The organism is Mesorhizobium sp. GbtcB19, assembly GCF_019091085.1.
In the GTDB taxonomy this organism is placed as follows: domain Bacteria; phylum Pseudomonadota; class Alphaproteobacteria; order Rhizobiales; family Rhizobiaceae; genus Mesorhizobium.
Genome location: NZ_JAGXJY010000020.1, coordinates 1 through 19,955, shown reverse-complemented (window position 1 = coordinate 19,955; position 19,955 = coordinate 1). Strand labels below are relative to the sequence as shown.

Genomic DNA, 19,955 nt, shown 5'->3' with positions numbered 1-19,955 from the left:
TCCCGATAAAAGACATTACCCTTAAAAGGGCGCGAGTCAATCCGCCCGCCCCTCCCAGGACAGCCGCCCGTGACCGTTGCAAACACCATCCTTCTCTCCCCCTCCGACAATGTCGCCGTCGCCAACGGGCGCATCGACATCGGAACGCCATTACCGGGCGGCGCCGCCGCGGCTGCCGTGATCGAGCCCGGCCACAAGGTGGCGATCAAGCCGATCTCGGCAGGCGAAGCCGTGGTGAAATACGCGCAGGCCATCGGCCGCGCGACGACAGACATCGCGCCCGGCGAGCATGTCCACTCGCACAATCTGGTGTTCGAGAGCGGCCGCCTGCCGGTGGTGCCGCCGAGCGAGGCCGAGCACGCCACCGAGGCCGACCGCAAGCGCACCTTCATGGGCTATCGTCGCGCCGACGGCCGCGCCGGCACGCGCAACTTCATCGGCATCATCGCCAGCGTCAATTGCTCGTCGACCGTCTGCCATGCCATCGCCGACGAGGCCAACCGCACCTTGCTGCCGAAATATCCCGGCATCGACGGCTTCGTGCCGATCGTGCACGGCCAGGGCTGCGGCATGAGCGCCACCGGCGACGGCATGATGGTTCTCCACCGCACGCTCGCCGGCTATGCGCGGCACCCGAATTTCGGCGGCATCCTGATGGTCGGGCTGGGCTGCGAAGTCAATCAGCTCACCCTCTACGGCCAGAAGGGCGTCGCCGCGGGAAAACGCCATTTCAACATCCAGGAAGCCGGCGGCTCGCGCAAATCGGTCGAGCGGGCGATGGGCGTGCTGGCCGAGATCGCCGATGAGGTCGGCCACTTGCAGCGCGAGCCGATCCCGGTCTCGGAGATCGTCGTCGGCCTGCAATGCGGCGGCTCCGACGGCATGTCCGGCATCACCGCGAACCCGGCGCTGGGCGCGGCCGTCGATATCCTGGCCGGCTGCGGCGGCATCGGCATCCTCTCCGAGACCACCGAGATCTACGGCGCCGAGCATCTGCTTGCCTATCGCGCCGCCTCGCCCGAGATCGCCGCCAAGCTCGACGGCTTTGTGAAATGGTGGGAGGACCATACCGCCAAGCACGGCGCCTCGATCGACAACAACCCCTCGCCCGGCAACAAGCGCGGCGGCCTGACCACGATCCTGGAGAAATCGCTGGGCGCGGTCGCCAAGGGCGGCCAGACGCCGCTCAACGGCGTCTTCGGCTACGCCGAGAAGGTCTCCGGCAGCGGCCTGGTGTTCATGGACACGCCCGGCTACGACCCGGTCTCCGCCACAGGCCAGGTCGCAGGCGGCGCCAATGTCATCGTCTTCACCACCGGCCGCGGTTCCTGCTTCGGCTGCCGGCCGACGCCGTCGATCAAGGTCGCCACCAACTCGACCATGTACCACCAGATGGAAGAGGACATGGACGTCAATTGCGGCGTCATCGCCTCGGGCGAGAAGACCATCGCCGGCATGGGCCGCGAGCTCTTCGAACTGATCATCGAGACGGCGTCCGGCCGCAAGACCAAGAGCGAGGCGTTCGGCTACGGCGACAACGAGTTCGTGCCCTGGCATCTCGGCGCGACGCTTTAGTCGGAAGACCAGCTGAAGCAAACGGACGAGGACCCCGAGCCCTCACAATCGTGCGATGTCAATATGGAATGAATATTCCATATTGACAGATACATGAAATCGATGTTCCATCTTGACAAGGAGGAACGGAAGCATCCGTGCGCTGCACGGGAGGAGCCGGCAGAGCCGAACAAATCTCACCCCGCATCACGCAAAAGGCATCAGAGACCGCTTGCATCGACCATGGCGATGCACTATCAAAAAACGGCATCTGTTTTTTATTGATAAAGTTCTGTTTGGGCCACGCCTATCCAGACGGAGCTTCCGAAACCTTCACCAGGCGACTTAGGGAGGAACCTAATGAAATTCGTGACCAGCCTTCTCAACCGCCGCGCTTTCGTGGCTTTGGCCGCCGCTTCGATGCTTGCCGGCGCGCTGCATTCCGCACCGGCCTCGGCGGCCGACGTGACCATTCCGATCATCGTCAAGGACACCACCTCCTTCTACTGGCAGATCGTTCTGGCCGGCGCCCGCAAGGCCGGCAAGGATCTCGGGGTCAACGTGCCGGAACTCGGCGCCCAGGCTGAAACCGACGTCAACGGCCAGATCTCGATCCTCGAAAACGCCGTTGCCAGCAACCCGGCCGCCATCGTCATCTCGCCGACCGAATTCAAGGCGCTCGGTAAGCCGATCGATGAGGCAGCCTCCAAGGTCAAGGTCATCGGCATCGACTCCGGCGCCGACTCCAAGGCCTTCACCTCCTTCCTGACCACCGACAACGTTCAGGGCGGCCGCGTCGCCGCCGACGGTCTGGCCGCGGCGATCGGCGCCGCCAATGGCGGCAAGGTCGAAGGCAAGGTCGCGCTGATCACGGCACTTCCGGGCGCCGGTTCGCTCGAGCAGCGCAAGCAGGGCTTCATCGAACAGATCAAGGCCAAATATCCGGGCCTCGAGCTCATCGCCGACAAATATGCCGACGGTCAGGCCACCACCGGCCTCAACATCGCGACCGACCTGATCACCGCCAATCCGGACCTCAAGGGCATCTTCGCCTCCAACTTGATCATGGCGCAGGGCGTCGGCCAGGCGATCGCCGAGAATAAGCTTGCCGGCAAGGTGGGGCTGATCGGCTTCGACAGCGACGAGAAGCTGATCAAGTTCCTCAACGACGGCGTCATCTCCGGCCTGGTCGTCCAGGACCCCTACCGGATGGGCTATGACGGCATCAAGACCGCTCTGGCCGCCTCGAAGGGCGAGAAGGTCGAAGCCAATGTCGACACCGGCGCGAACCTCGTCACCAAGGCGAACATGAAGGACCCGAAGATCGACGCGCTGCTCAACCCGAAGCTTAAGTGAGCACCGTGACCCTATCCGTTTCCGGGGCGGCGTCGCCCCGGAAACATCCCTGGGGTGGGATGGCTTGGAAATCCGGCGGCCCAAGCAATTCCAGGAAAAGTGCGTAGCGGTTTTCCGTTCGGAATTGCGTGAACTTGCCTTACCTTGCCAATCAAGATGCGCACCTGAAGACGCATCGCCGCATACCCAATGGTCGAGACCAATCTGGGAGGATTGTCATGACGTCGACGGCGCAGGAACTGCACCCGGCCCCCACGCTGCAGCCGGGCAGGACGATCCTCGAACTCAACGGGCTGGAAAAGCGCTATCCCGGCACGCATGCGCTGAAGCCCGTGCACCTTGCCTTCAAGGCGGGTGAGATCCATGCCATCGTCGGCGAGAACGGCGCCGGAAAATCCACCCTCATCAAGCTTCTGACAGGCGTCATGCCGCGCACCTCGGGCGAGGTCATCTGGGAAGGTCAGCCCGCAGCTTTGGCCACGCCGCACGAGGCGATGGCGCTCGGCATCAACGCCGTTCACCAGGAGGTGGTGCTGTGCCGCCATCTCACCGTCGCCGCCAATATGTTTCTCGGCGAGGAGGAGTCCCGCTTCGGCCTCCTGCAGCAGCGCGCCATGGTCAAGGACGCGCAGAAGATCATCAATGGCCTCGGCTTCGACCTGCCGGCGCATGTCGTGCTCGGCGACCTCACCATCGGTCAGCAGCAGCTGATCGCCGCGGCGCGGGCCACTGTGCGCGGCACCAAATTACTGATCTTCGACGAGCCGACCGCCTACCTCACCCGCAAGGAGGCCGACCAGCTCTTCAAGCTGATCCGCCGGCTGAAGGGCGAAGGCGTCACCATCATCTATATCAGCCACCGCATGGAGGAGGTGTTCGAGCTTGCCGACCGCGTCTCCGTGCTGCGCGACGGCACGCTGGTGGGCACCCGCGACATCGCCGAGACCAACGAGCCCGAGCTGGTCAAGCTGATGATCAACCGCTCGATAGAGCAGATCTACCATAAGGAGCATTTCACCCCCGGCGCCGCGATCGTGGAGACGAAGAGCCTCTCCGGCAAAGGTTTCGAGAATGTCTCGGTGACCGTGCGCGCCGGCGAGATCGTCGGCCTCTATGGCCTGATCGGCGCCGGCCGCAGCGAGTTCGTCACCACGCTCTACGGCCGCCACAAAAAGTCGGCCGGCCAGATACTGTGGCAAGGCAGGGAGGTTCAGGTCAATTCAGAGCACGACGCCATCCGGCTCGGCATGGCGCTGGCCCCGGAAAGCCGCCGCGACCAGGGCCTGTGCCTCAATCTGCCGGTCGGCATGAACCTCAACCTGCCGATCTATAAGCGGATATCGAGCAACCTGCTGATCTCCGGCGCGAAGGAAAAGGCCGAGGCCGACCGCCAGATCGCCGACCTGCGCATCAAGACGCCGACGCGCAACGCGCTCGCCTCCAGCCTGTCGGGCGGCAACCAGCAGAAGATCGTCATCGGCAAATGGCTGGCGCATGGCGCCAAGCTGTTCATCTTCGACGAGCCGACGGTCGGCGTCGACGTCGGCACCAAGGCCGAGATCTACCGCCTGTTCAGCGCACTGCTGTCGAAGGGCGCCGGCATCATCCTGATCTCGTCCTATTTGCCGGAAGTCTACGAGCTTGCCGACACGCTGCATGTGTTCCGGCGCGGCAAGCTGGTCGCCACGCATGGCTTCCGCACCGCCGATCACGAGGACATTCTCACGCAGGCGCTCGCCGAGAAACAAGAAAAGCAGGGAGGTCAGACATGAGCACCGAGGCTATCGCCGCCGAAAGGCCCAAGCGAAATTACAACGCCCTGTTCGGGCTGACGCTGCTGGCGCTGCTGGTTCTGCTGTGGGTCATCCTGTCGCTAGCGACGTCGAGCTTCGCCTCGGCCAACAACATCTCGAACCTCTTGCGTCAGGGTTCGATGATCGCCATCCTGGCGGTCGGCCAGACCTTCGTCATCATCACCGGCGGCATCGATCTTTCGGTCGGCGCGGTGGTCGGCTTCACCACCGTCATCGCCGCCATGCTGATCAATGCCGGCGTGCCGGTCTTCGCAGCCATCCTGATCACGCTTCTGGTCGGCGTCGCCATCGGCCTGTTCCACGGTTTCGGCATCGTCAAGATGGGTCTGCCGCCCTTCATCATCACGCTGGCGACGCTGACGTCGCTGCGCGGCATCGGCCTGTTGATGACCAACGGCAATTCGATCTCGATCAACAACGACGCCTTCCAGGAATTCTCGCGCAACTCCTTCGTCGGCATCCCCAACCTGTTCTGGATGGTGATCCTGGTCGGTATTCCGGCCTACATCTTCCTGCACCACAGCCGCTGGGGCCGTTACCTGTTCTCGGTCGGCTCCAACGCCGAGGCCTCGCGCCTGTCCGGCGTCAACGTGCAGCGCACCATCTACATGGCCTACACGCTGTCCGGTCTGTGCGCGGCCTTCGTCGGCGTGCTGCTTGCCTCGCGCATCGGCATCGGCAATCCGACGCAGGCCGAGGGCTGGGAACTGCAGGCGATCGCCTCGTCGGTGATCGGCGGCACCTCGCTGTTCGGCGCGGTGGGTTCGGTGCATGGGCCGCTGCTCGGCGCCTTCATCCTCGCCACCATCAACAACGGCGCCAACCTGCTCAACGTCAATGCCTTCTGGCAGCGCATCATCACCGGCCTGCTGATCATCGTCATCGTCTACTTCGACGGTCTGCGCCGTCGCGGCAAATGAATCCTCCCTGACCTGACGCCGGTCCGCTCAATCGAGGGACCGGCGCCTTTTTTGAATATTGGAATTGCCTATGAAAGCCGTTGTCTGCCGTTCGCCCGGCGACCTTGTCCTCGAAGACCGCGCCAACCCGGGAGCGCCGCCGCCCGGCTGGGCGCGCGTCGCGGTCAGCCATGTCGGCATTTGCGGCACGGACTATCACATCTTCGAAGGCAAGCACCCGTTTCTGGCCTATCCGCGCATCATGGGTCACGAGGTCGCGGGCACCATCGTCGAGAAGGGCGACGGCGTCGATCTTGCTGTCGGCGAGCCAGTCATCATCAACCCCTATCTCGCCTGCGGCAAATGCATCGCCTGCCGGCACGGCAAGCCGAATTGCTGCGTGAAGATCGAAGTGCTGGGCGTCCATCGCGACGGCGCCATGTGCGACGAGATCCTGGTGCCGGCGCAGAACCTCTATCCGACGAATGGCCTGTCGCTGGCCGACGCAGCTGCGGTCGAATTCCTGGCCATCGGCGCGCATGCGGTGCGCCGATCGCTTGGGCTGCCCGGCCAGCGCACGCTGGTCATCGGCGCCGGGCCGATCGGGCTCGGCACGGCGATCTTCGCGCGCATCGCCGGGCTGGACGTCAGCCTGCTCGACATGAGCAGCGAGCGTCTTGGCTTCGCCGAAGCCGAACTCGGCTTTGCCGCGCTGGACGGTTCGAAGGCAACGGCCGGCGACCTGGTACGCCAGGCCACAGCCGGCGAAGGGTTCGACCTTGTGTTCGACGCCACCGGCAACACAAGCTCGGTGCAGTCGGCCTTCGCCCATGTGGCGCATGGCGGGACGCTGGTGCTGGTCAGCGTCGTCAAGGACGACATCACCTTCTCCGACCCGGAATTCCACAAGCGCGAGATGACGCTGGTCGGCAGCCGCAACGCGCTGAGAGCCGATTTCGACCATGTCGCGGCCTCGATACGCGACGGCGCGGTGCCGTTGAACAAGCTCGTCACCCATCGCACGACGCTCGCCGCAACGCCGCGCGATCTGGCGCGGTGGGCGCAGGAGAAGTCCGGCCTGATCAAGGCGGTTATCGAGGTCGGGTGAGACGGCGCCGAGCTCTACGAGCCGCCTGCCGGGGAAAGCGGGATGGGTTTCGTTGGCGTCAGCAGAAACGCGTGCTTCTGTCCCGATGGACTGTCACCCCAGCCGACGATCTGGCCGGCGGAGTTGATGTCGCGCGCCTCCTGGAGCGTCCAGCCGCGACCGCTCGCCCCCAGCATATCGTTGAGGTCGTAGATCTGCTTCCCGATCCACAAAGCGGCGTGCGTGGATTTGTCCTCGAGCGCGGCGTTTCCGACCACCAGCCCCGCGTCGTTGATCCCGAGCGCCATGCTGAATTGGCCGCCGAGCGTGCCCAGGTCGGAGATTTTCGTGTCGGCCCACACCGTGGCGTGGGTTCCCGCATTGGAACCGAGGACGCAATAGCCGACGATCACGCCGTGATCGTTGATGGCCATGGCGTAGCTGTAATCCCCGCCGAGCGCGCCGAGGTCGATGGGCTCGGTTCCCTTCCAGAGTACTGCGTGGGTCTTGGAATTCCCGGTCGTCTCCGCATAGCCGACCACCCATCCGCTATCGTTGATGCCAGTGGCGGAGCTGGTTTGGCCGCCGAGCGTGCCGAGATCGGTCGCGGTGCTGCCGTTCCACAGCGCGGCGTGCTCAAGGGAATTGTCCGAGAATGTCGAATTCCCCGCCACCTGACCCTTGGCATTGATGCCCACGGCGCTGCTGTGGTCGCCGGCGATGGTGCCGAGGTCGGTCAATGTCGTTCCCGTCCATAGCGTCGCGTGGATATCGGATGTGGCGGCAATGGGCGAAAATCCGGCCACCTGCCCCGCATCGTTGATCCCTTGTGAACAGCCCGACGCTCCGCCCATCGAGCCGAGATCGGCCACGGCCTTTCCGGTCCACGCCACCGTGTGGGCGTCAGCGTCGTCGGCCGTGGTCGAGTAGCCCGCGACCTGTCCGCCCTCGTTGATGGCACAGCCGTAACTTTGGTTTCCGCCGAGCGTGCCGAGATCCGTCAGGCTGAAGGTCACGGGCGGAGGGCTTCCACCCGAACAGCCGGACAGTACACCTATAAGCGTAAAGCTGGGGAGAAGCAGAGACGGCACACAATACTTCGATTTCAGCATTCCGCGCCCCCACAAGAAGCGTTTCACTCATCGAACGTGGCAGTGACGGACGTATTATACTATCGCGCCGCTTCCGGCTAGCTAATCGCCGGCCGACAGCCTGAGTTCCACCCGCTCCGCTGGAAAGCGCGACTCGGCGAACTGGATCGGCTGGCCGTCGAGCGTGACATTAACGGCGATGGTCACCAGCACGATGGCGCCCGGTTGCAGGTCCAGCGCCGCGAGATCGTCGGCATCGGCATGGCGCGCCGACAGCACCGTCGAATGCCTGAGATAATCGTTGATGCCGAAGCGCTTCAGCGAGGCGGTGATCGATCCCGTTTCCGCCATTGCCGCTTCGATGCCGGCGAAGCGCTTGGCGTCGAACCAGGTCGTCGCCCGCGACACCGGGTGTCCGTCGGCCTCGCCGCGCGTCTCCAGGCGGATGACGGCAGCACCCCTGGCGATGCCCAGCGCCTCGGCGATGCGCCGGCCGGCCGGCTCCTTCGATGACGATAGCAGCGCGATATGCCGCTCGCTCGTCTGCCCCTGCAGCCCGGTCGAAAAGCGCGTCCGCGCGCCGATCGGATAGGACAGGCGCTTGCGCGACAAGACGAAGGTGCCGCGCCCCTGCTCGGCCTTCAGCACGCCTTCCTGCACAAGTGCTGCGATGGCGCTGCGCACCGTATGGCGGTTGACGCCGTAGCGCTCGGCCAACGCCATCTCCGGCGGCAGCGCCGCATTCTCGGCGAAATCGCCATTGGCAATCGCCTGCAGGATCCTGTCGGCGATCTGCCGCCACAGCGACACGCCGTTGCGCCTCTCGATACTCGCCGCCAGTCCTGTCACCGATCGCCCCCGCGCATTTTTCCCGCCTTGTCATCCACCCGTCATGGACTCTCGTTAGGGGTTGAGTATAATTTGTATAGTTGTCTATATCAATAGACAAATTTATGCATGCAAGGAGCGATGCCATGCGAGGACAGGAAGCGCGCGAGCAGGCCGGGCGAAAGGCCGTGATGGCGACGCTGGCGCATGCCGCGGCCGATGAGATTGCCCGTCTGTGGAACGAGTCGGGCCTGCCTGGCGAGGCGGAGCTTTTGCGCGGCCCGGAAACCGGATTGGTGACGGTGCGCGGACGGATCGGCGGCGGCGGCGCGCCCTTCAATGTCGGCGAGGCAACGGTCACCCGCGCCACGGTGCGGCTGCCTTCCGGCCAGGTCGGCCATTCCTATGCGCTCGGCCGCGACAAGGCCAAGGCCAGGCTCGCGGCGATCGCCGACGCGCTGTGGCAGGACCCGGCGCAGCGCGAAACGGTCGAGGCAAAACTGGTCGCGCCGCTGCGCGCGGCGCTCGACGCGGCGCGCGAGACGCGGCGCGTCGAGACGGCGGCCACGAAAGTGGATTTCTTCACCATGGTGCGCGGAGAGGACTGATGAACATCGCCACCCAATCGATCGACGGCGGCTTCGCCGAGCCGGTCTTCAACGCCCAGGCGGTCTTCCGCGCCATCATGGATGCGATGGCGCGCCCCGGCACGGTCCAGCCAGTGCCGCAGCTCGCCCGTCCCCCGGCGCCGCTGTCGGCGACCGCCGGCGCGGTGGCGCTGGCACTCTGCGACAACGACACGCCGGTCTGGCTCGATCCGCCGCTGCAGGCCGAAGCCTCGGTCAAGGCCTGGCTCGGCTTTCACAGCGGCGCGCCTTTGGCCAACACGCCGGCCGACGCGCATTTCGCGCTTGTCGCCAATCCGAAGGAGATGGCGGCGCTCGACGGTTTTGCGCAGGGCACGCAGGAATATCCCGACCGCTCGACGACGCTGATCCTCCTGGTCGACGACCTCGCTTCCGGCCCTCCGCTGCTGCTCGAAGGACCAGGCATCGAAAAGACGTCGATGATCGCGCCTCCAGGCATGCCGCGCCATTTCGTCGAGCAGTGGAAGCAGAACAACCAGCGTTTTCCGCGCGGCGTCGACATCATCCTGGCGGCGCCAGGCCACCTCGCCTGCCTGCCGCGCACCACCCGCGTCAAGACGATGGAGGCATGACATGTATGTCGCGGTGAAGGGCGGCGAGGCCGCCATTGCCAACGCCCATCGTCTGCTTGCAGACCGCCGCCGCGGCAATCGCTCGGTGCCGGCTCTGCGCCTCGACCAGATCGTCGAGCAGCTGGCGCTCGGCGTCGACCGGGTGATGAGCGAAGGCTCGCTCTATGACCGCGAGCTCGCGGCTCTGGCCGTCGTCCAGGCGCGCGGCGACATGATCGAGGCGATCTTCCTGGTGCGCGCCTATCGCACCACGCTGCCGCGCTTCGGCTACACCAATCCGGTCGATACCGGAGCGATGCAGGTCGAGCGGCGCGTCTCGGCCACCTACAAGGACCTGCCCGGCGGGCAGGTGCTTGGCCCGACCTTCGACTACACGCACCGCCTGCTCGATCCGGAGCTCGCCGCCGGCGCCGAGGTCGAGATGCCGGCGCAACGTCCGGTCGAGGCCGAGGCGATGCCGCGCGTTTCCGCGATCCTCGCCCATGAAGGCCTGATCGAAGCCGACGGCGAGATGCCGCTCGACCATGTGCCGGGCGACATCACGCGCGAGCCGCTGCAATTCCCGATGGCGCGCGACATCCGCCTGCAGGCGCTGTCGCGCGGCGACGAAGGTTTTCTCCTGGCGCTCGGCTATTCGACACAGCGCGGCTATGCGCGCAATCATCCTTTCGTCGGCGAGATCCGCATCGGCGAGGTTGAGCTGGAGCTCGACGTGCCGGAGCTGCCCTTTGCCGTGCCGCTTGGCTCCATCCGCGTCACCGAATGCCAGATGGTCAACCAGTTCAAGGGTTCGGCCAAGGCGCCGCCGCAATTCACCCGCGGCTACGGCCTCGTCTTCGGCCAGAGCGAGCGCAAAGCGATGGCGATGGCGCTGTGCGACCGGGCGCTCCGCGCCGGCGAACTCGGCGAGGATGTCGTTGCCGCCGCGCAGGACGAGGAGTTCGTCATCTCCCATTCCGACAATGTCCAGGCGACCGGCTTCGTCGAGCATTTGAAGCTGCCGCACTATGTCGACTTCCAGGCAGAGCTCGGCCTGGTCCGTCGCATGCGCGCCGAATACGAGGAGCGGGAAAATGAGGACAAGGCCGCCGAGGAAAAGCGGGAGGCCGCGGAATGACTTCAGTCGCCCCCGCCGTGATGGCCGCCATCATCGTGGCCATGCCACCTGGTGTAGTCACGGTTGCGGAGATCGGTTGCGTCTATCGCGCCCCCTTTCCGCGCCGGCAGAACCATGCGCCGAACGATGAATACGACAACAGCTGCGAATACCAGCAGCAGGATTGCGAGATGCGTCAATCCACTGGAGTCCATTCGAATTTGGCCCGTCCGTGTTGGCAGCTCCACAGCAAGGAGCGGATGGATGTGATGGCCCATGGAGAAGGCAGCCGAGAAAAAACGCGAGGCCGCCGAATGAGCTTAATGCCCGCCCCCGGAATGTCCGCCGCCACCGTCGAACGAACCGCCGCCATAGCCGCCGGCACCGGAGCCGGCGGCGCCGGGAACGGTCTCACCGTGCGGAGGATCCTTTGGCGCGGGCAGAAACATCTTCCGCAGCGCGAACACCGCGACGCCAGCAAACACCAGCAACAGCACGCCAAGATGCATCCAACCGGTAGAGTCCATTTGGGGCCGCTCCCGCGTTCCGGACATCAATTTCGTACCACAGAGCGGACGTGATCGCCATGACCGACATCGCCACCTACAACTTCGCTTATCTCGATGAGCAGACCAAGCGGATGATCCGCCGCGCCATCCTGAAGGGCATCGCCATTCCTGGCTACCAGGTGCCCTTCGCCTCGCGCGAGATGCCGATGCCCTATGGCTGGGGCACCGGCGGCGTGCAGGTCACGGCGTCGATCATCGGCCCCGATGACACATTGAAGGTCATCGACCAGGGCGCTGACGACACCACCAATGCCGTCTCGATCCGCGCTTTCTTCAGGAAGGTCGCCAAGGTCGCCGTCACCACGGAAACCGCCGAGGCGACGATCATTCAGACCCGCCACCGCATCCCCGAGCAGCCGCTGACCGCGGGCCAGGTGCTCGTCTTCCAGGTGCCGATCCCCGAGCCGTTGCGTTTCCTCGAGCCGCGCGAGACCGAAACGCGCAAGATGCATGCGCTGGAGGAATACGGCCTCATGCATGTGAAGCTCTACGAGGACATCGCCAAGCATGGCCGCATCGCCACCACCTATGCCTATCCGGTCAAGGTCGAGGGCCGCTATGTAATGGACCCCTCGCCGACGCCCAAATTCGACAATCCGAAGATGCATCGTTCGCCGGCTCTGCAATTGTTCGGCGCCGGCCGCGAGAAGCGCATCTATGCGGTGCCGCCTTTCACCGATGTCGTCAGCCTCGACTTCGAGGATCACCCGTTCGAGGTGCAGACTTTCGACCAGCCCTGCGCGCTCTGCGGCGCCGAGAACGTCTATCTCGACGAGGTCATCTTGGACGACCATGGCGGCCACATGTTCGTCTGCTCGGACACCGACCATTGCGAGAAGCGGCGAGCCGATGGCCATCACGGCCACCTTGCCCCCGAGACCCATTCTGCTTCTGGAAAAATGGAGCCGGCCGAATGACCGACGAACCGCTGCTGCGCGTTTCCGCGCTCTCCAAATTCTACGGCTCGCGCGTCGGCTGTGAGAACGTCACTTTCGATCTCTGGCCGGGCGAGGTGCTGGCGGTGGTCGGCGAGTCCGGCTCCGGCAAGACGACGCTGCTCAACTGCCTGTCGACCAGGCTGCTGCCCTCCTCCGGCACCGCCAGCTACCGGATGCGCGACGGCCAATGGCGCGAGCTTTACCGCATGAGCGAGGCAGAGCGCCGCTTCCTGATGCGCACCGACTGGGGTTTTGTCCACCAGAACCCGGCCGACGGGCTGCGCATGACCGTCTCGGCGGGCGCCAATGTCGGCGAGCGGCTGATGGCGGTGGGCGACCGGCACTATGGCAGGATCCGCGCCACGGCGATAGACTGGCTGTCGCGCGTCGAGATCGACGAGGACCGCATCGACGACGAGCCCCGCGCCTTTTCCGGCGGCATGCGCCAGCGCCTGCAGATCGCCCGCAACCTGGTGACAGGGCCGCGACTGGTGTTCATGGACGAGCCGACCGGCGGCCTCGACGTCTCGGTGCAGGCCCGCCTGCTCGACCTGTTGCGCGGACTGGTCACCGACCTCGGCCTTGCCGCCATCGTCGTCACCCACGACCTCGCCGTAGCGCGGCTTCTGTCGCAGCGCATGATGGTGATGAAGGACGGCCGCGTCGTCGAAAGCGGCCTCACCGACCGCGTGCTCGACGATCCGCGCGCGCCTTACACCCAATTGCTTGTTTCCTCGATCCTGCAGGTGTGATGATGGCCACTCCTCTCGTTGTCTCCGATGTCGCCAAAAGCTTCACCATGCATCTGCGCGACGGCGTCACGCTGCCGGTGGTGGCGGGCGTTTCCTTCTCGATCCGCGCCGGCGAGTGCGCCGTGCTCGGCGGGCCGTCGGGCGCGGGAAAAAGCTCGATCCTGAAGATGCTCTACGGCAACTACGCCGTCGACGAAGGCCAGATCATCGTCCAGCATGGCGGCGGTCTGATCGACCTCGCCTCCGCCAGCCCGCGCACCGTTCTTTCCGTGCGCCGCCACACCATCGGCTATGTCAGCCAGTTCCTGCGCACCGTGCCGCGCGTCTCCGCGCTCGACGTCGTGGCCGAGCCGCTGGTCGAGCGCGGCGAGGATCGCGAGACCGCGCGGACGAAAGCTCGCTCCCTCTTGGCGCGGTTGAACCTGCCGGAAAAACTCTGGGCCCTGCCGCCGGCAACCTTCTCGGGCGGCGAGCAGCAGCGCGTCAACATCGCGCGCGGCTTCATTACCGAGCATCCGATCCTCTTGCTCGACGAGCCGACCGCCTCGCTCGACGCCCGGAATCGCGACGTGGTGGTCGAGCTCATCGCCGCCAAGAAGGCGGCGGGCGTCGCCCTGCTCGGCATCTTCCACGACCTCGACGTGCGCGACGCGGTGGCCGATCGCGTCATCGACGTCACCGCCTTTGCCGCCGGGAAGATCGCCGCATGAGCAAGAAACTCTCGGAGGCGCCGCTGATCCACCCGACGGCGCAGGTCGAAAACTCGACGCTCGGCCGCTGGACCGAGATTGCCGAGCGCAGCCGCGTCGCCGAATGCGAGCTCGGCGACTATTCCTACATGATGCAGGACTGCGCGGTCTGGTGCGCGACCATCGGCAAGTTCTCCAACATCGCGGCAAGCGTGCGCATCAACGCCACCAACCACCCGACCTGGCGGCCGACGCTGCATCACTTCACCTACCGCGCCTCGGACTATTGGGACGATGCCGAGCATGAGAGCGAATTTTTTGCCCAGCGCCGCGCCAAACGTGTGACCGTCGGCCACGACACCTGGCTCGGCCATGGCTCGACCATCCTGCCCGGCGTCACCATCGGCGACGGCGCGGCGGTCGGCGCCGGCGCGGTGGTGTCGAAGGATGTCGCACCCTACACCATCGTCGGCGGCGTGCCGGCAAAGCCGATCCGCGAGCGCTTCGACCGCCGCACCGCCGAGCGCTACCAGGCGCTTGCCTGGTGGGATTGGGACCATGCGAAGCTGCGCACCACGCTCGACGATTTTCGCGAGCTGTCGGCCGAGGCGTTTCTGGAGAAACATGGCGGCTGATTTCGGTGAATGGTGAATGACGACGAAGTCCCTTCTTTCTCACCATTCACCATTCACATCCTTGACACATGACTCGGCCAGGACGCATCTCCCCAGGAGATCGCCATGCTCGACACAATCAAACCTTCACTCGCCGGATTTTTCGAAGGCACCAATCCGACGCAGCCAACCCATCTCGGCACGCGCTACGACACGGCGGGCGATTTCCTCCAGGAACCCGGCAACACGGTCGTCAGCCATCTGGTTGCGGGTTCGCCTTTCGAAGCGGCCGTCATCAAGGTGCGTGAGCGCATGCTCGCCATGTCCGATGCGGATCGCCTCGCCTTCACGCCGGTCTCCAGCCTGCACATGACCCTCTTCCAGGGCGTCATCGAATACCGACGCCGCCTTCCCTACTGGCCGTCCGACGTGCCGCTCGACACCGCCATCGACGACATGACCCGCCTTTATCTCGAACGCCTGCGAGGCTTCGAGGGCCACGGCGCATTCAACATCAAGGTTGTCGAAGTCGTTCCGACCGGCCTGACCGTCGCCGGCGCCACCGAGGAAGACCGCGAAATCCTGAAAGCCTGGCGCGATGCGCTATCCGTTCCGTTCGGCTACCGCCATCCGGACCACGAGACTTATGTCTTCCACATCACCTTCGCCTACCAGATCCGCCGCCTGGCCGACGAGCGTGCCGCGGCCTGGCAGGACCTGTTCGACGACTGTCTGTCGTTCCTCGAGCGCGAGGCTCCGGTGATCGAGCTGAAGGCTCCGGCCCTCTGCAGTTTCAAGGACATGAAGCATTTCGAGGAATTGCTTGTGCTTGGATGACCCGCCAAGCCTGTGACTCGTAACAAAACTGACATCAATCCGACACCCCAGCTTCATCGGCCTGCGCTAGCGAAGGTTAACAGACCTTCAAACGGCGACGGACTGGAGTATTTGGTATGTCGGCATCATCGGCCACGCTGGAAATCCGCGGCGTAACCCGACGATTTGGCAAGAACACCGCTGTCAGCGACATCAACGTCTCGATCCCGCGCGGCCAGATGGTCGGCATCATCGGCCGTTCCGGCGCCGGCAAGTCGACGCTTCTGCGCATGATCAACCGTCTCATCGATCCCAGTCAGGGGTCGATTTTTTTTGACGGCGCCGAGGTCTCCAGCCTGCATGGCTCGCAGCTGCGCCGCTGGCAGCGCGACTGCGCCATGATCTTCCAGCAGTTCAATCTCGTGCCGCGCCTCGACGTCCTGACCAACGTCCTGCTCGGCCGCCTCAACCATCGCTCCACGGTTTCCAATCTCCTCGGCATGTTCACGCGCACCGAATGCGCCGAGGCGGTGGCCGCGCTCGAGCGCCTCGACATCGCACGCACCGCGCTGCAGCCGGCCGGCACGCTCTCCGGCGGCCAGCAGCAGCGCGTGGCGATCGCGCGCGCCATGATGCAGCAGCCGAAGGTGCTTCTGGCCGATGAGCCGATCGCCTCGCTCGACCCGCTCAACGCCAAGGTGGTGATGGATTCGCTGCGCGACATCAACCTGCGCGAGGGCATCACAGTCGTCACCAATCTGCACACGCTGGATACGGCGCGGGCCTACTGCACCCGCATCATCGGCATGGCCGCCGGCAAGGTCGTCTTCGATGGCGGCCCGGAGGACCTCGACCGCGACGCCGTGCGCACGGTCTACGGCGCCGATGCCAGCGGCGCCGAAATCTCCGAGGCCATCACGTCGACCAGCGTGACCATCAAGCCGAAGATCACCGCATCCGCCGGACCGCTCGAACCAGCATTCCCTGGCTACTGAACTCACCGCTCCGGCCCCAGGCGATTCTGGGCGTACAGCGGATTCAGCCGAGCAACCCGGATCGCCCGCCAGCGTCAAAGGCAAGACTTGAAAAATCAGAACGCCGCCGGCGCGCAGCCGGAGCAACAGGAGAGAGATCAAAATGTTCAGGAAGATGGTTTTTGGGGCGGTTTCGCTGCTCGCCATGGCCGCAAGCGCCGCGCACGCCGCTGACATCAAGGAATTCCGCGTCGGCATCCTCGGCGGCGAGAACGAGACCGATCGTCTGCGCAACTACCAGTGCCTCGCCGACCATCTGAAGGCCGAGTTCGGCTTCGAGAAGGTCTCGCTGTTCCCGGCCGCCGACTATGACGGCGTCATTCAGGGTCTGCTCGGCGGCACGCTCGACTTCGCCGAGCTCGGCGCGTCCGGTTATGCCAGCGTCTATCTCAAGGATCCGAAGGCTGTCACGCCGATCCTCACCACCAAGCAGACCGACGGCTCCACCGGCTATTATTCGATCGGCCTGGCGCTCAAGACTTCCGGCATCACCGACATCAAGTCGGCCAAGGGCAAGAAGCTCGGCTATGCCGACCCGGATTCGACCTCGGGCTACCTGATCCCGCTGACCCAGATCCCGAAGGACACCGGTGCTTCCAACGAGACCTACTTCGCCTCGACGCAGTTCAATGGCGGCCATGAGAACAACGTGCTGGCCGTGCGCGACGGCAAGGTCGACGTTGCCGTGGACGATTCCTCGGGCATCGGCGACTTCAAGAACGGCTACACCTCGGGCACCTTCCACAAGGAAGTCGCCAAGGGCGCCGTCGACCCCAACGACTTCGTCGAAGTCTGGCGCTCGGGCCTGATCCCGAACGGCCCGCTGGTCGTTCGCACCGCGCTCGGCGACGACATGACCGCCAAGCTGACCGCCTTCTTCACCGCCCTGCCGGCCAAGGACAAGGCCTGCTTCGAAGGCGTCGAGGGTGGCGATTTCACCGGCTATGTTCCCGTGAAGCCGGACTTCTACAGCGTCATCGTCGAAGCCCGCAAAGCCGCTATCGGCGGCTAAAGGCAAGATCAGAAAGGGCGGTGTGCCTCCAGCACCGCCCTTTTTGCATGTCCCGATCATGACATCCGCGACACTCCATTCCGACGCGACCCGTCAGCAGGCGGATGCCTGGCAGCGCCAGACGTCGCTGCGCCGGCTCTATACGGTGCTCGGCGTCGGCCTGCTGCTCGCGGCCATGGTCGCCAGCATGTGGTTTGCCGACGAGGCCAATGCCGGCCACTTTTTCGAGCGGCTGCCGCATATCCTGGATTTCCTGAGCTGGCTGATCCCGAAGGACTGGAACGACGTCTGGCGCGCGCTGTTCGACATCGCCTCGCCCAGCGACAAGGGCACGCAGGAATTCAACTTCCCGCTTGGCCGCGTCTATGTCTGGGGCGGCTTCTACATCCCTGAATATTTCGAGCTGATGCTGACCACGGTGAACGTGGCGCTGGTCTCGACCTTCATCGGCTTCGTCTTCGCCGTGCCCTTCTCCTTCATCGCCGCGCGTAACCTGACGCCGCACCCGGCGCTCAGGCTGATCGTCAAGCGCTTCATGGAACTGCTGCGCGCCTTTCCCGAGATCGTCATTGCCGGCCTGTTCGCCGCGATCGTCTCGACCGGCCCGATCGCCGCCATCATCGCCATCGGTCTGCATTCGATCGGTGCGCTGGGCAAGCTGTTCTACGAGATCAACGAGAACATCGACATGCGCGCGGAGGAAGGCTTGAGGGCCGTCGGCGCCAATTGGTTCGAGCGCGTGCGCTTCGCCGACCTGCCGCAGGTGCTGCCCAATTTCATGTCCTACACGCTGCTGCGCGTCGAGATCAACGTGCGTGCCTCGACCATCATCGGCGCCGTCGGCGGCGGCGGCATCGGCGAGGAGTTGAAGCTTTCCATCTCACGCGGCTTCGGCGCCAAGACCCTGGCGCTCGTGCTGCTTCTCTTCGTCACGATCTTCCTGATCGACCAGTTCTCCGCCTGGCTGCGCCGCAAGCTGGTCGGCGAGCAAGCTTTCCTGATGGGTGCCGCGTAATATGGCCATGACGGTTGATGAAGTACGGGCCATCGAGGAGCGCTTCCCGCAAGTGTTCCAGCGCCCGGCCTACAAGCGCTTCTGGCCGCTGCTCCTGATCGCCGGCACGGTGCTCTATCTCGGCTATGCCTTGTGGTTCTTCAGCCTGCCGCAGGTGCTGCGCGAGTCGCATTGGGAGCGCCTGCCGCTCTTCCTGTCGCAATGGATCAGCTACGACCTGCAGCCGGAATTCCGTCTCGACCAGCCTGAGATCACGCCGAAATATCCGCGCTTCTCCGCGCTCGGCGAAAACCCCAATCCCGATTGGGTGATCAAGAACCCCGACGGCACCTTCACGGTGCAGATCGACGGCAACGCAAAATCCGTCACCTTCGACAAGACGAAGGCGACGATCACGGCCAATGGCGTGACCGTGCCGATCGCGCTGACCGGCGGCAAGCCGGTGGTGACCGGTCCGGTGCCCGACTGGGTGACCGTCCATGACGACGAGATCGTCGCCAAGATGGGGTTTGCCGGCGAGGTGCGCGTCACCGTCGACCGCGTCAAGGTGCGCAAGCGTTTCCTCGGCTGGGCGAATTTCGTCTTCGACACGCGCTCGCCCTTCTTCGGCAAGCCGGCCGGCGAGGTGATCTCGCTGATCGTCTCCGGGCCTGAGCTGCAGCCCGGCACGTCGAACCTTGCTTTGGCCGCCGACAACATCTGGAACAACGCGCAGTGGCAGCATGGCGACGTCTGGACGAAGCTCTTACAGACCATCGTCATGGCGTTCCTGGGTACCCTGCTCGGCGGCATCGTCGCCTTCCCGCTTGCCTTCTTCGCCGCACGCAACATCACGCCGAGCGGTCTGCTCAGCCAGGTGCTGAAACGCTTCTTCGATTTCATGCGCTCGGTCGACATGCTGATCTGGGCGCTGTTCTTCACCCGCGCCTTCGGCCCCGGACCGCTGGCGGGGAGCGCTGCCATCTTCTTCACCGAGATCGGCACATTGGGCAAAACCTATTCCGAGGCGCTGGAGAACATCGACGACAAGCCGCGCGAAGGCGTGCTCTCGACCGGCGCCAACGGTCTGCTGGTGCAGCGCTACGGCGTGCTGCCCGAAGTGGTGCCGATCTTCATCAGCCAGACACTCTACCAGTGGGAATCGAACACGCGCGGCGCCACGATCATCGGCGCCGTCGGCGCCGGCGGCATCGGCCTGAAGCTCTGGGAAGCGATGCGCACCAATTCGAACTGGGCCAACGTCTTCTATATGGTGCTCTTGACGCTGCTCGTCGTCTTCATCTTCGACAACATCTCGAACTTCCTGCGCCGAAGGCTCAGCCGCACGCTGCATGATTATAACAGGCTGCAGGCCGCACAGGGGTAATTTCGCACCTTCGTCATCCACGGGCGAAGCAAGGAGCGAAGCGACGCGGCGCAGACCCGAGGATCCATTCCGTTACCTGAGCCGTAGAATACGGCGCTGCAGAATTCTGCACCGTAGCGACGCTTCCAAGTCACGGAATGGCAACTGTGTTCATGCGAATGCGATTTTGTCCCTGATGATGGCGTTGAGGACGACCAGGAGCTTCC

20 protein-coding genes are annotated in these 19,955 nt (G+C 64.7%); 17 read left to right on the top strand and 3 right to left on the bottom strand.

Annotated features, from left to right (window positions below):
- Positions 1 to 69: 69 nt before the first annotated feature.
- From KVT37_RS26165 to KVT37_RS26145, 5 genes are all read left to right on the top strand, one after another.
- On the top strand, positions 70 to 1,575 hold the full coding sequence (locus KVT37_RS26165; RefSeq protein ID WP_217577907.1) for a UxaA family hydrolase: 1,506 nt from the start codon (positions 70 to 72) through the stop codon (positions 1,573 to 1,575).
- Between the two features lie 339 nt (positions 1,576 to 1,914).
- A complete protein-coding gene (locus tag KVT37_RS26160) occupies positions 1,915 to 2,910 on the top strand; it encodes an ABC transporter substrate-binding protein (RefSeq protein WP_217577906.1) in 996 nt (331 codons plus the stop codon).
- Between the two features lie 218 nt (positions 2,911 to 3,128).
- Positions 3,129 to 4,682 (top strand): sugar ABC transporter ATP-binding protein, encoded by a 1,554-nt coding sequence (locus KVT37_RS26155; RefSeq protein WP_217577905.1) that lies wholly within the window; start codon positions 3,129 to 3,131, stop codon positions 4,680 to 4,682.
- Positions 4,679 to 5,644, top strand: coding sequence for an ABC transporter permease (locus tag KVT37_RS26150; protein WP_217577904.1), 966 nt, complete (start codon positions 4,679 to 4,681; stop codon positions 5,642 to 5,644). The genes KVT37_RS26155 and KVT37_RS26150 overlap by 4 nt, the downstream gene beginning before the upstream one ends.
- 70 nt (positions 5,645 to 5,714) lie before the next feature.
- A complete protein-coding gene (locus KVT37_RS26145; RefSeq protein ID WP_217577903.1) occupies positions 5,715 to 6,731 on the top strand; it encodes a zinc-binding alcohol dehydrogenase family protein in 1,017 nt (338 codons plus the stop codon).
- 14 nt (positions 6,732 to 6,745) lie between these two features.
- On the opposite strand, the gene KVT37_RS26140 is transcribed toward KVT37_RS26145, so the two are convergent.
- Together KVT37_RS26140 and phnF are read right to left on the bottom strand one after the other, a co-directional pair.
- Positions 6,746 to 7,726: a hypothetical protein gene (locus KVT37_RS26140; protein WP_217577902.1), complete on the bottom strand. Its 981-nt coding sequence runs from the start codon at positions 7,724 to 7,726 to the stop codon at positions 6,746 to 6,748.
- 177 nt (positions 7,727 to 7,903) lie between these two features.
- Complete coding sequence (gene phnF, locus KVT37_RS26135; RefSeq protein ID WP_217577981.1) at positions 7,904 to 8,641, bottom strand: phosphonate metabolism transcriptional regulator PhnF; 738 nt, start codon at positions 8,639 to 8,641, stop codon at positions 7,904 to 7,906.
- 134 nt (positions 8,642 to 8,775) lie between these two features.
- Between phnF and phnG the strand changes: the two genes are divergently transcribed.
- Genes phnG through KVT37_RS26120 form a run of 3 tightly spaced genes read left to right on the top strand, consistent with a single transcriptional unit; the run spans position 8,776 to position 10,965 of the window.
- Positions 8,776 to 9,237: a phosphonate C-P lyase system protein PhnG gene (gene phnG / locus KVT37_RS26130; protein WP_217577901.1), complete on the top strand. Its 462-nt coding sequence runs from the start codon at positions 8,776 to 8,778 to the stop codon at positions 9,235 to 9,237.
- Positions 9,237 to 9,848 (top strand): phosphonate C-P lyase system protein PhnH, encoded by a 612-nt coding sequence (gene phnH, locus KVT37_RS26125; protein ID WP_217577900.1) that lies wholly within the window; start codon positions 9,237 to 9,239, stop codon positions 9,846 to 9,848. Before phnG ends, phnH begins: the two co-directional genes overlap by 1 nt.
- A gap of 1 nt (position 9,849) precedes the next feature.
- A complete protein-coding gene (locus KVT37_RS26120) occupies positions 9,850 to 10,965 on the top strand; it encodes a carbon-phosphorus lyase complex subunit PhnI (RefSeq protein WP_217577899.1) in 1,116 nt (371 codons plus the stop codon).
- Positions 10,966 to 11,264: 299 nt separating this feature from the next.
- Here KVT37_RS26120 and KVT37_RS26115 read toward each other — a convergent pair whose 3' ends face one another.
- Entirely contained in the window at positions 11,265 to 11,471 is a 207-nt protein-coding gene (locus tag KVT37_RS26115) for a hypothetical protein (RefSeq protein WP_217577898.1), read from the bottom strand.
- Positions 11,472 to 11,530: 59 nt separating this feature from the next.
- Here KVT37_RS26115 and KVT37_RS26110 point away from each other — a divergent pair, with 59 nt between their 5' ends.
- The 9 genes from KVT37_RS26110 (at position 11,531) to phnE (KVT37_RS26070) (ending at position 19,749) form a co-directional block, all read left to right on the top strand.
- The gene (locus KVT37_RS26110) at positions 11,531 to 12,430 is read left to right on the top strand and encodes an alpha-D-ribose 1-methylphosphonate 5-phosphate C-P-lyase PhnJ (RefSeq protein WP_217577897.1); all 900 of its coding nucleotides are present in this window, start codon (positions 11,531 to 11,533) and stop codon (positions 12,428 to 12,430) included.
- Positions 12,427 to 13,203 carry a phosphonate C-P lyase system protein PhnK gene (gene phnK, locus KVT37_RS26105; protein WP_217577896.1) on the top strand — a complete coding sequence of 259 codons (777 nt, stop codon included), beginning with the start codon at positions 12,427 to 12,429 and terminating at the stop codon, positions 13,201 to 13,203. The genes KVT37_RS26110 and phnK overlap by 4 nt, the downstream gene beginning before the upstream one ends.
- 2 nt (positions 13,204 to 13,205) lie before the next feature.
- Positions 13,206 to 13,913 carry a phosphonate C-P lyase system protein PhnL gene (phnL, locus tag KVT37_RS26100; protein ID WP_217577980.1) on the top strand — a complete coding sequence of 236 codons (708 nt, stop codon included), beginning with the start codon at positions 13,206 to 13,208 and terminating at the stop codon, positions 13,911 to 13,913.
- Positions 13,910 to 14,527 carry a DapH/DapD/GlmU-related protein gene (locus KVT37_RS26095; RefSeq protein ID WP_217577895.1) on the top strand — a complete coding sequence of 206 codons (618 nt, stop codon included), beginning with the start codon at positions 13,910 to 13,912 and terminating at the stop codon, positions 14,525 to 14,527. The genes phnL and KVT37_RS26095 overlap by 4 nt, the downstream gene beginning before the upstream one ends.
- A gap of 105 nt (positions 14,528 to 14,632) precedes the next feature.
- Positions 14,633 to 15,343, top strand: a complete 711-nt coding sequence (locus KVT37_RS26090; protein WP_217577894.1) for a DUF1868 domain-containing protein — start codon at positions 14,633 to 14,635, stop codon at positions 15,341 to 15,343.
- 116 nt (positions 15,344 to 15,459) lie between these two features.
- Complete coding sequence (phnC, locus tag KVT37_RS26085; RefSeq protein ID WP_217577893.1) at positions 15,460 to 16,317, top strand: phosphonate ABC transporter ATP-binding protein; 858 nt, start codon at positions 15,460 to 15,462, stop codon at positions 16,315 to 16,317.
- Positions 16,318 to 16,459: 142 nt separating this feature from the next.
- Positions 16,460 to 17,368 (top strand): phosphonate ABC transporter substrate-binding protein, encoded by a 909-nt coding sequence (gene phnD / locus KVT37_RS26080; protein ID WP_217577892.1) that lies wholly within the window; start codon positions 16,460 to 16,462, stop codon positions 17,366 to 17,368.
- A 58-nt stretch (positions 17,369 to 17,426) separates the two neighbouring features.
- Entirely contained in the window at positions 17,427 to 18,383 is a 957-nt protein-coding gene (gene phnE, locus KVT37_RS26075; protein ID WP_217577891.1) for a phosphonate ABC transporter, permease protein PhnE, read from the top strand.
- Position 18,384: 1 nt separating this feature from the next.
- Positions 18,385 to 19,749 carry a phosphonate ABC transporter, permease protein PhnE gene (gene phnE / locus KVT37_RS26070; RefSeq protein ID WP_217577890.1) on the top strand — a complete coding sequence of 455 codons (1,365 nt, stop codon included), beginning with the start codon at positions 18,385 to 18,387 and terminating at the stop codon, positions 19,747 to 19,749.
- Positions 19,750 to 19,955: the final 206 nt, after the last annotated feature.

What these genes read in the sequence shown, in the direction of transcription:
- KVT37_RS26160 (WP_217577906.1), top strand. Translation starts at nt 1,915, where the DNA reads ATGAAATTCGTGACCAGCCTTCTCAACCGCCGCGCTTTCGTGGCTTTG.
- KVT37_RS26155 (WP_217577905.1), top strand. Translation starts at nt 3,129, where the DNA reads ATGACGTCGACGGCGCAGGAACTGCACCCGGCCCCCACGCTGCAGCCG.
- KVT37_RS26150 (WP_217577904.1), top strand. Translation starts at nt 4,679, where the DNA reads ATGAGCACCGAGGCTATCGCCGCCGAAAGGCCCAAGCGAAATTACAAC.
- KVT37_RS26145 (WP_217577903.1), top strand. Translation starts at nt 5,715, where the DNA reads ATGAAAGCCGTTGTCTGCCGTTCGCCCGGCGACCTTGTCCTCGAAGAC.
- phnG (WP_217577901.1), top strand. Translation starts at nt 8,776, where the DNA reads ATGCGAGGACAGGAAGCGCGCGAGCAGGCCGGGCGAAAGGCCGTGATG.
- phnH (WP_217577900.1), top strand. Translation starts at nt 9,237, where the DNA reads ATGAACATCGCCACCCAATCGATCGACGGCGGCTTCGCCGAGCCGGTC.
- KVT37_RS26120 (WP_217577899.1), top strand. Translation starts at nt 9,850, where the DNA reads ATGTATGTCGCGGTGAAGGGCGGCGAGGCCGCCATTGCCAACGCCCAT.
- KVT37_RS26115 (WP_217577898.1), bottom strand. Translation starts at nt 11,471, where the DNA reads ATGGACTCTACCGGTTGGATGCATCTTGGCGTGCTGTTGCTGGTGTTT.
- KVT37_RS26110 (WP_217577897.1), top strand. Translation starts at nt 11,531, where the DNA reads ATGACCGACATCGCCACCTACAACTTCGCTTATCTCGATGAGCAGACC.
- phnK (WP_217577896.1), top strand. Translation starts at nt 12,427, where the DNA reads ATGACCGACGAACCGCTGCTGCGCGTTTCCGCGCTCTCCAAATTCTAC.
- phnL (WP_217577980.1), top strand. Translation starts at nt 13,206, where the DNA reads ATGGCCACTCCTCTCGTTGTCTCCGATGTCGCCAAAAGCTTCACCATG.
- KVT37_RS26095 (WP_217577895.1), top strand. Translation starts at nt 13,910, where the DNA reads ATGAGCAAGAAACTCTCGGAGGCGCCGCTGATCCACCCGACGGCGCAG.
- KVT37_RS26090 (WP_217577894.1), top strand. Translation starts at nt 14,633, where the DNA reads ATGCTCGACACAATCAAACCTTCACTCGCCGGATTTTTCGAAGGCACC.
- phnC (WP_217577893.1), top strand. Translation starts at nt 15,460, where the DNA reads ATGTCGGCATCATCGGCCACGCTGGAAATCCGCGGCGTAACCCGACGA.
- phnD (WP_217577892.1), top strand. Translation starts at nt 16,460, where the DNA reads ATGTTCAGGAAGATGGTTTTTGGGGCGGTTTCGCTGCTCGCCATGGCC.
- phnE (WP_217577891.1), top strand. Translation starts at nt 17,427, where the DNA reads ATGACATCCGCGACACTCCATTCCGACGCGACCCGTCAGCAGGCGGAT.
- phnE (WP_217577890.1), top strand. Translation starts at nt 18,385, where the DNA reads ATGGCCATGACGGTTGATGAAGTACGGGCCATCGAGGAGCGCTTCCCG.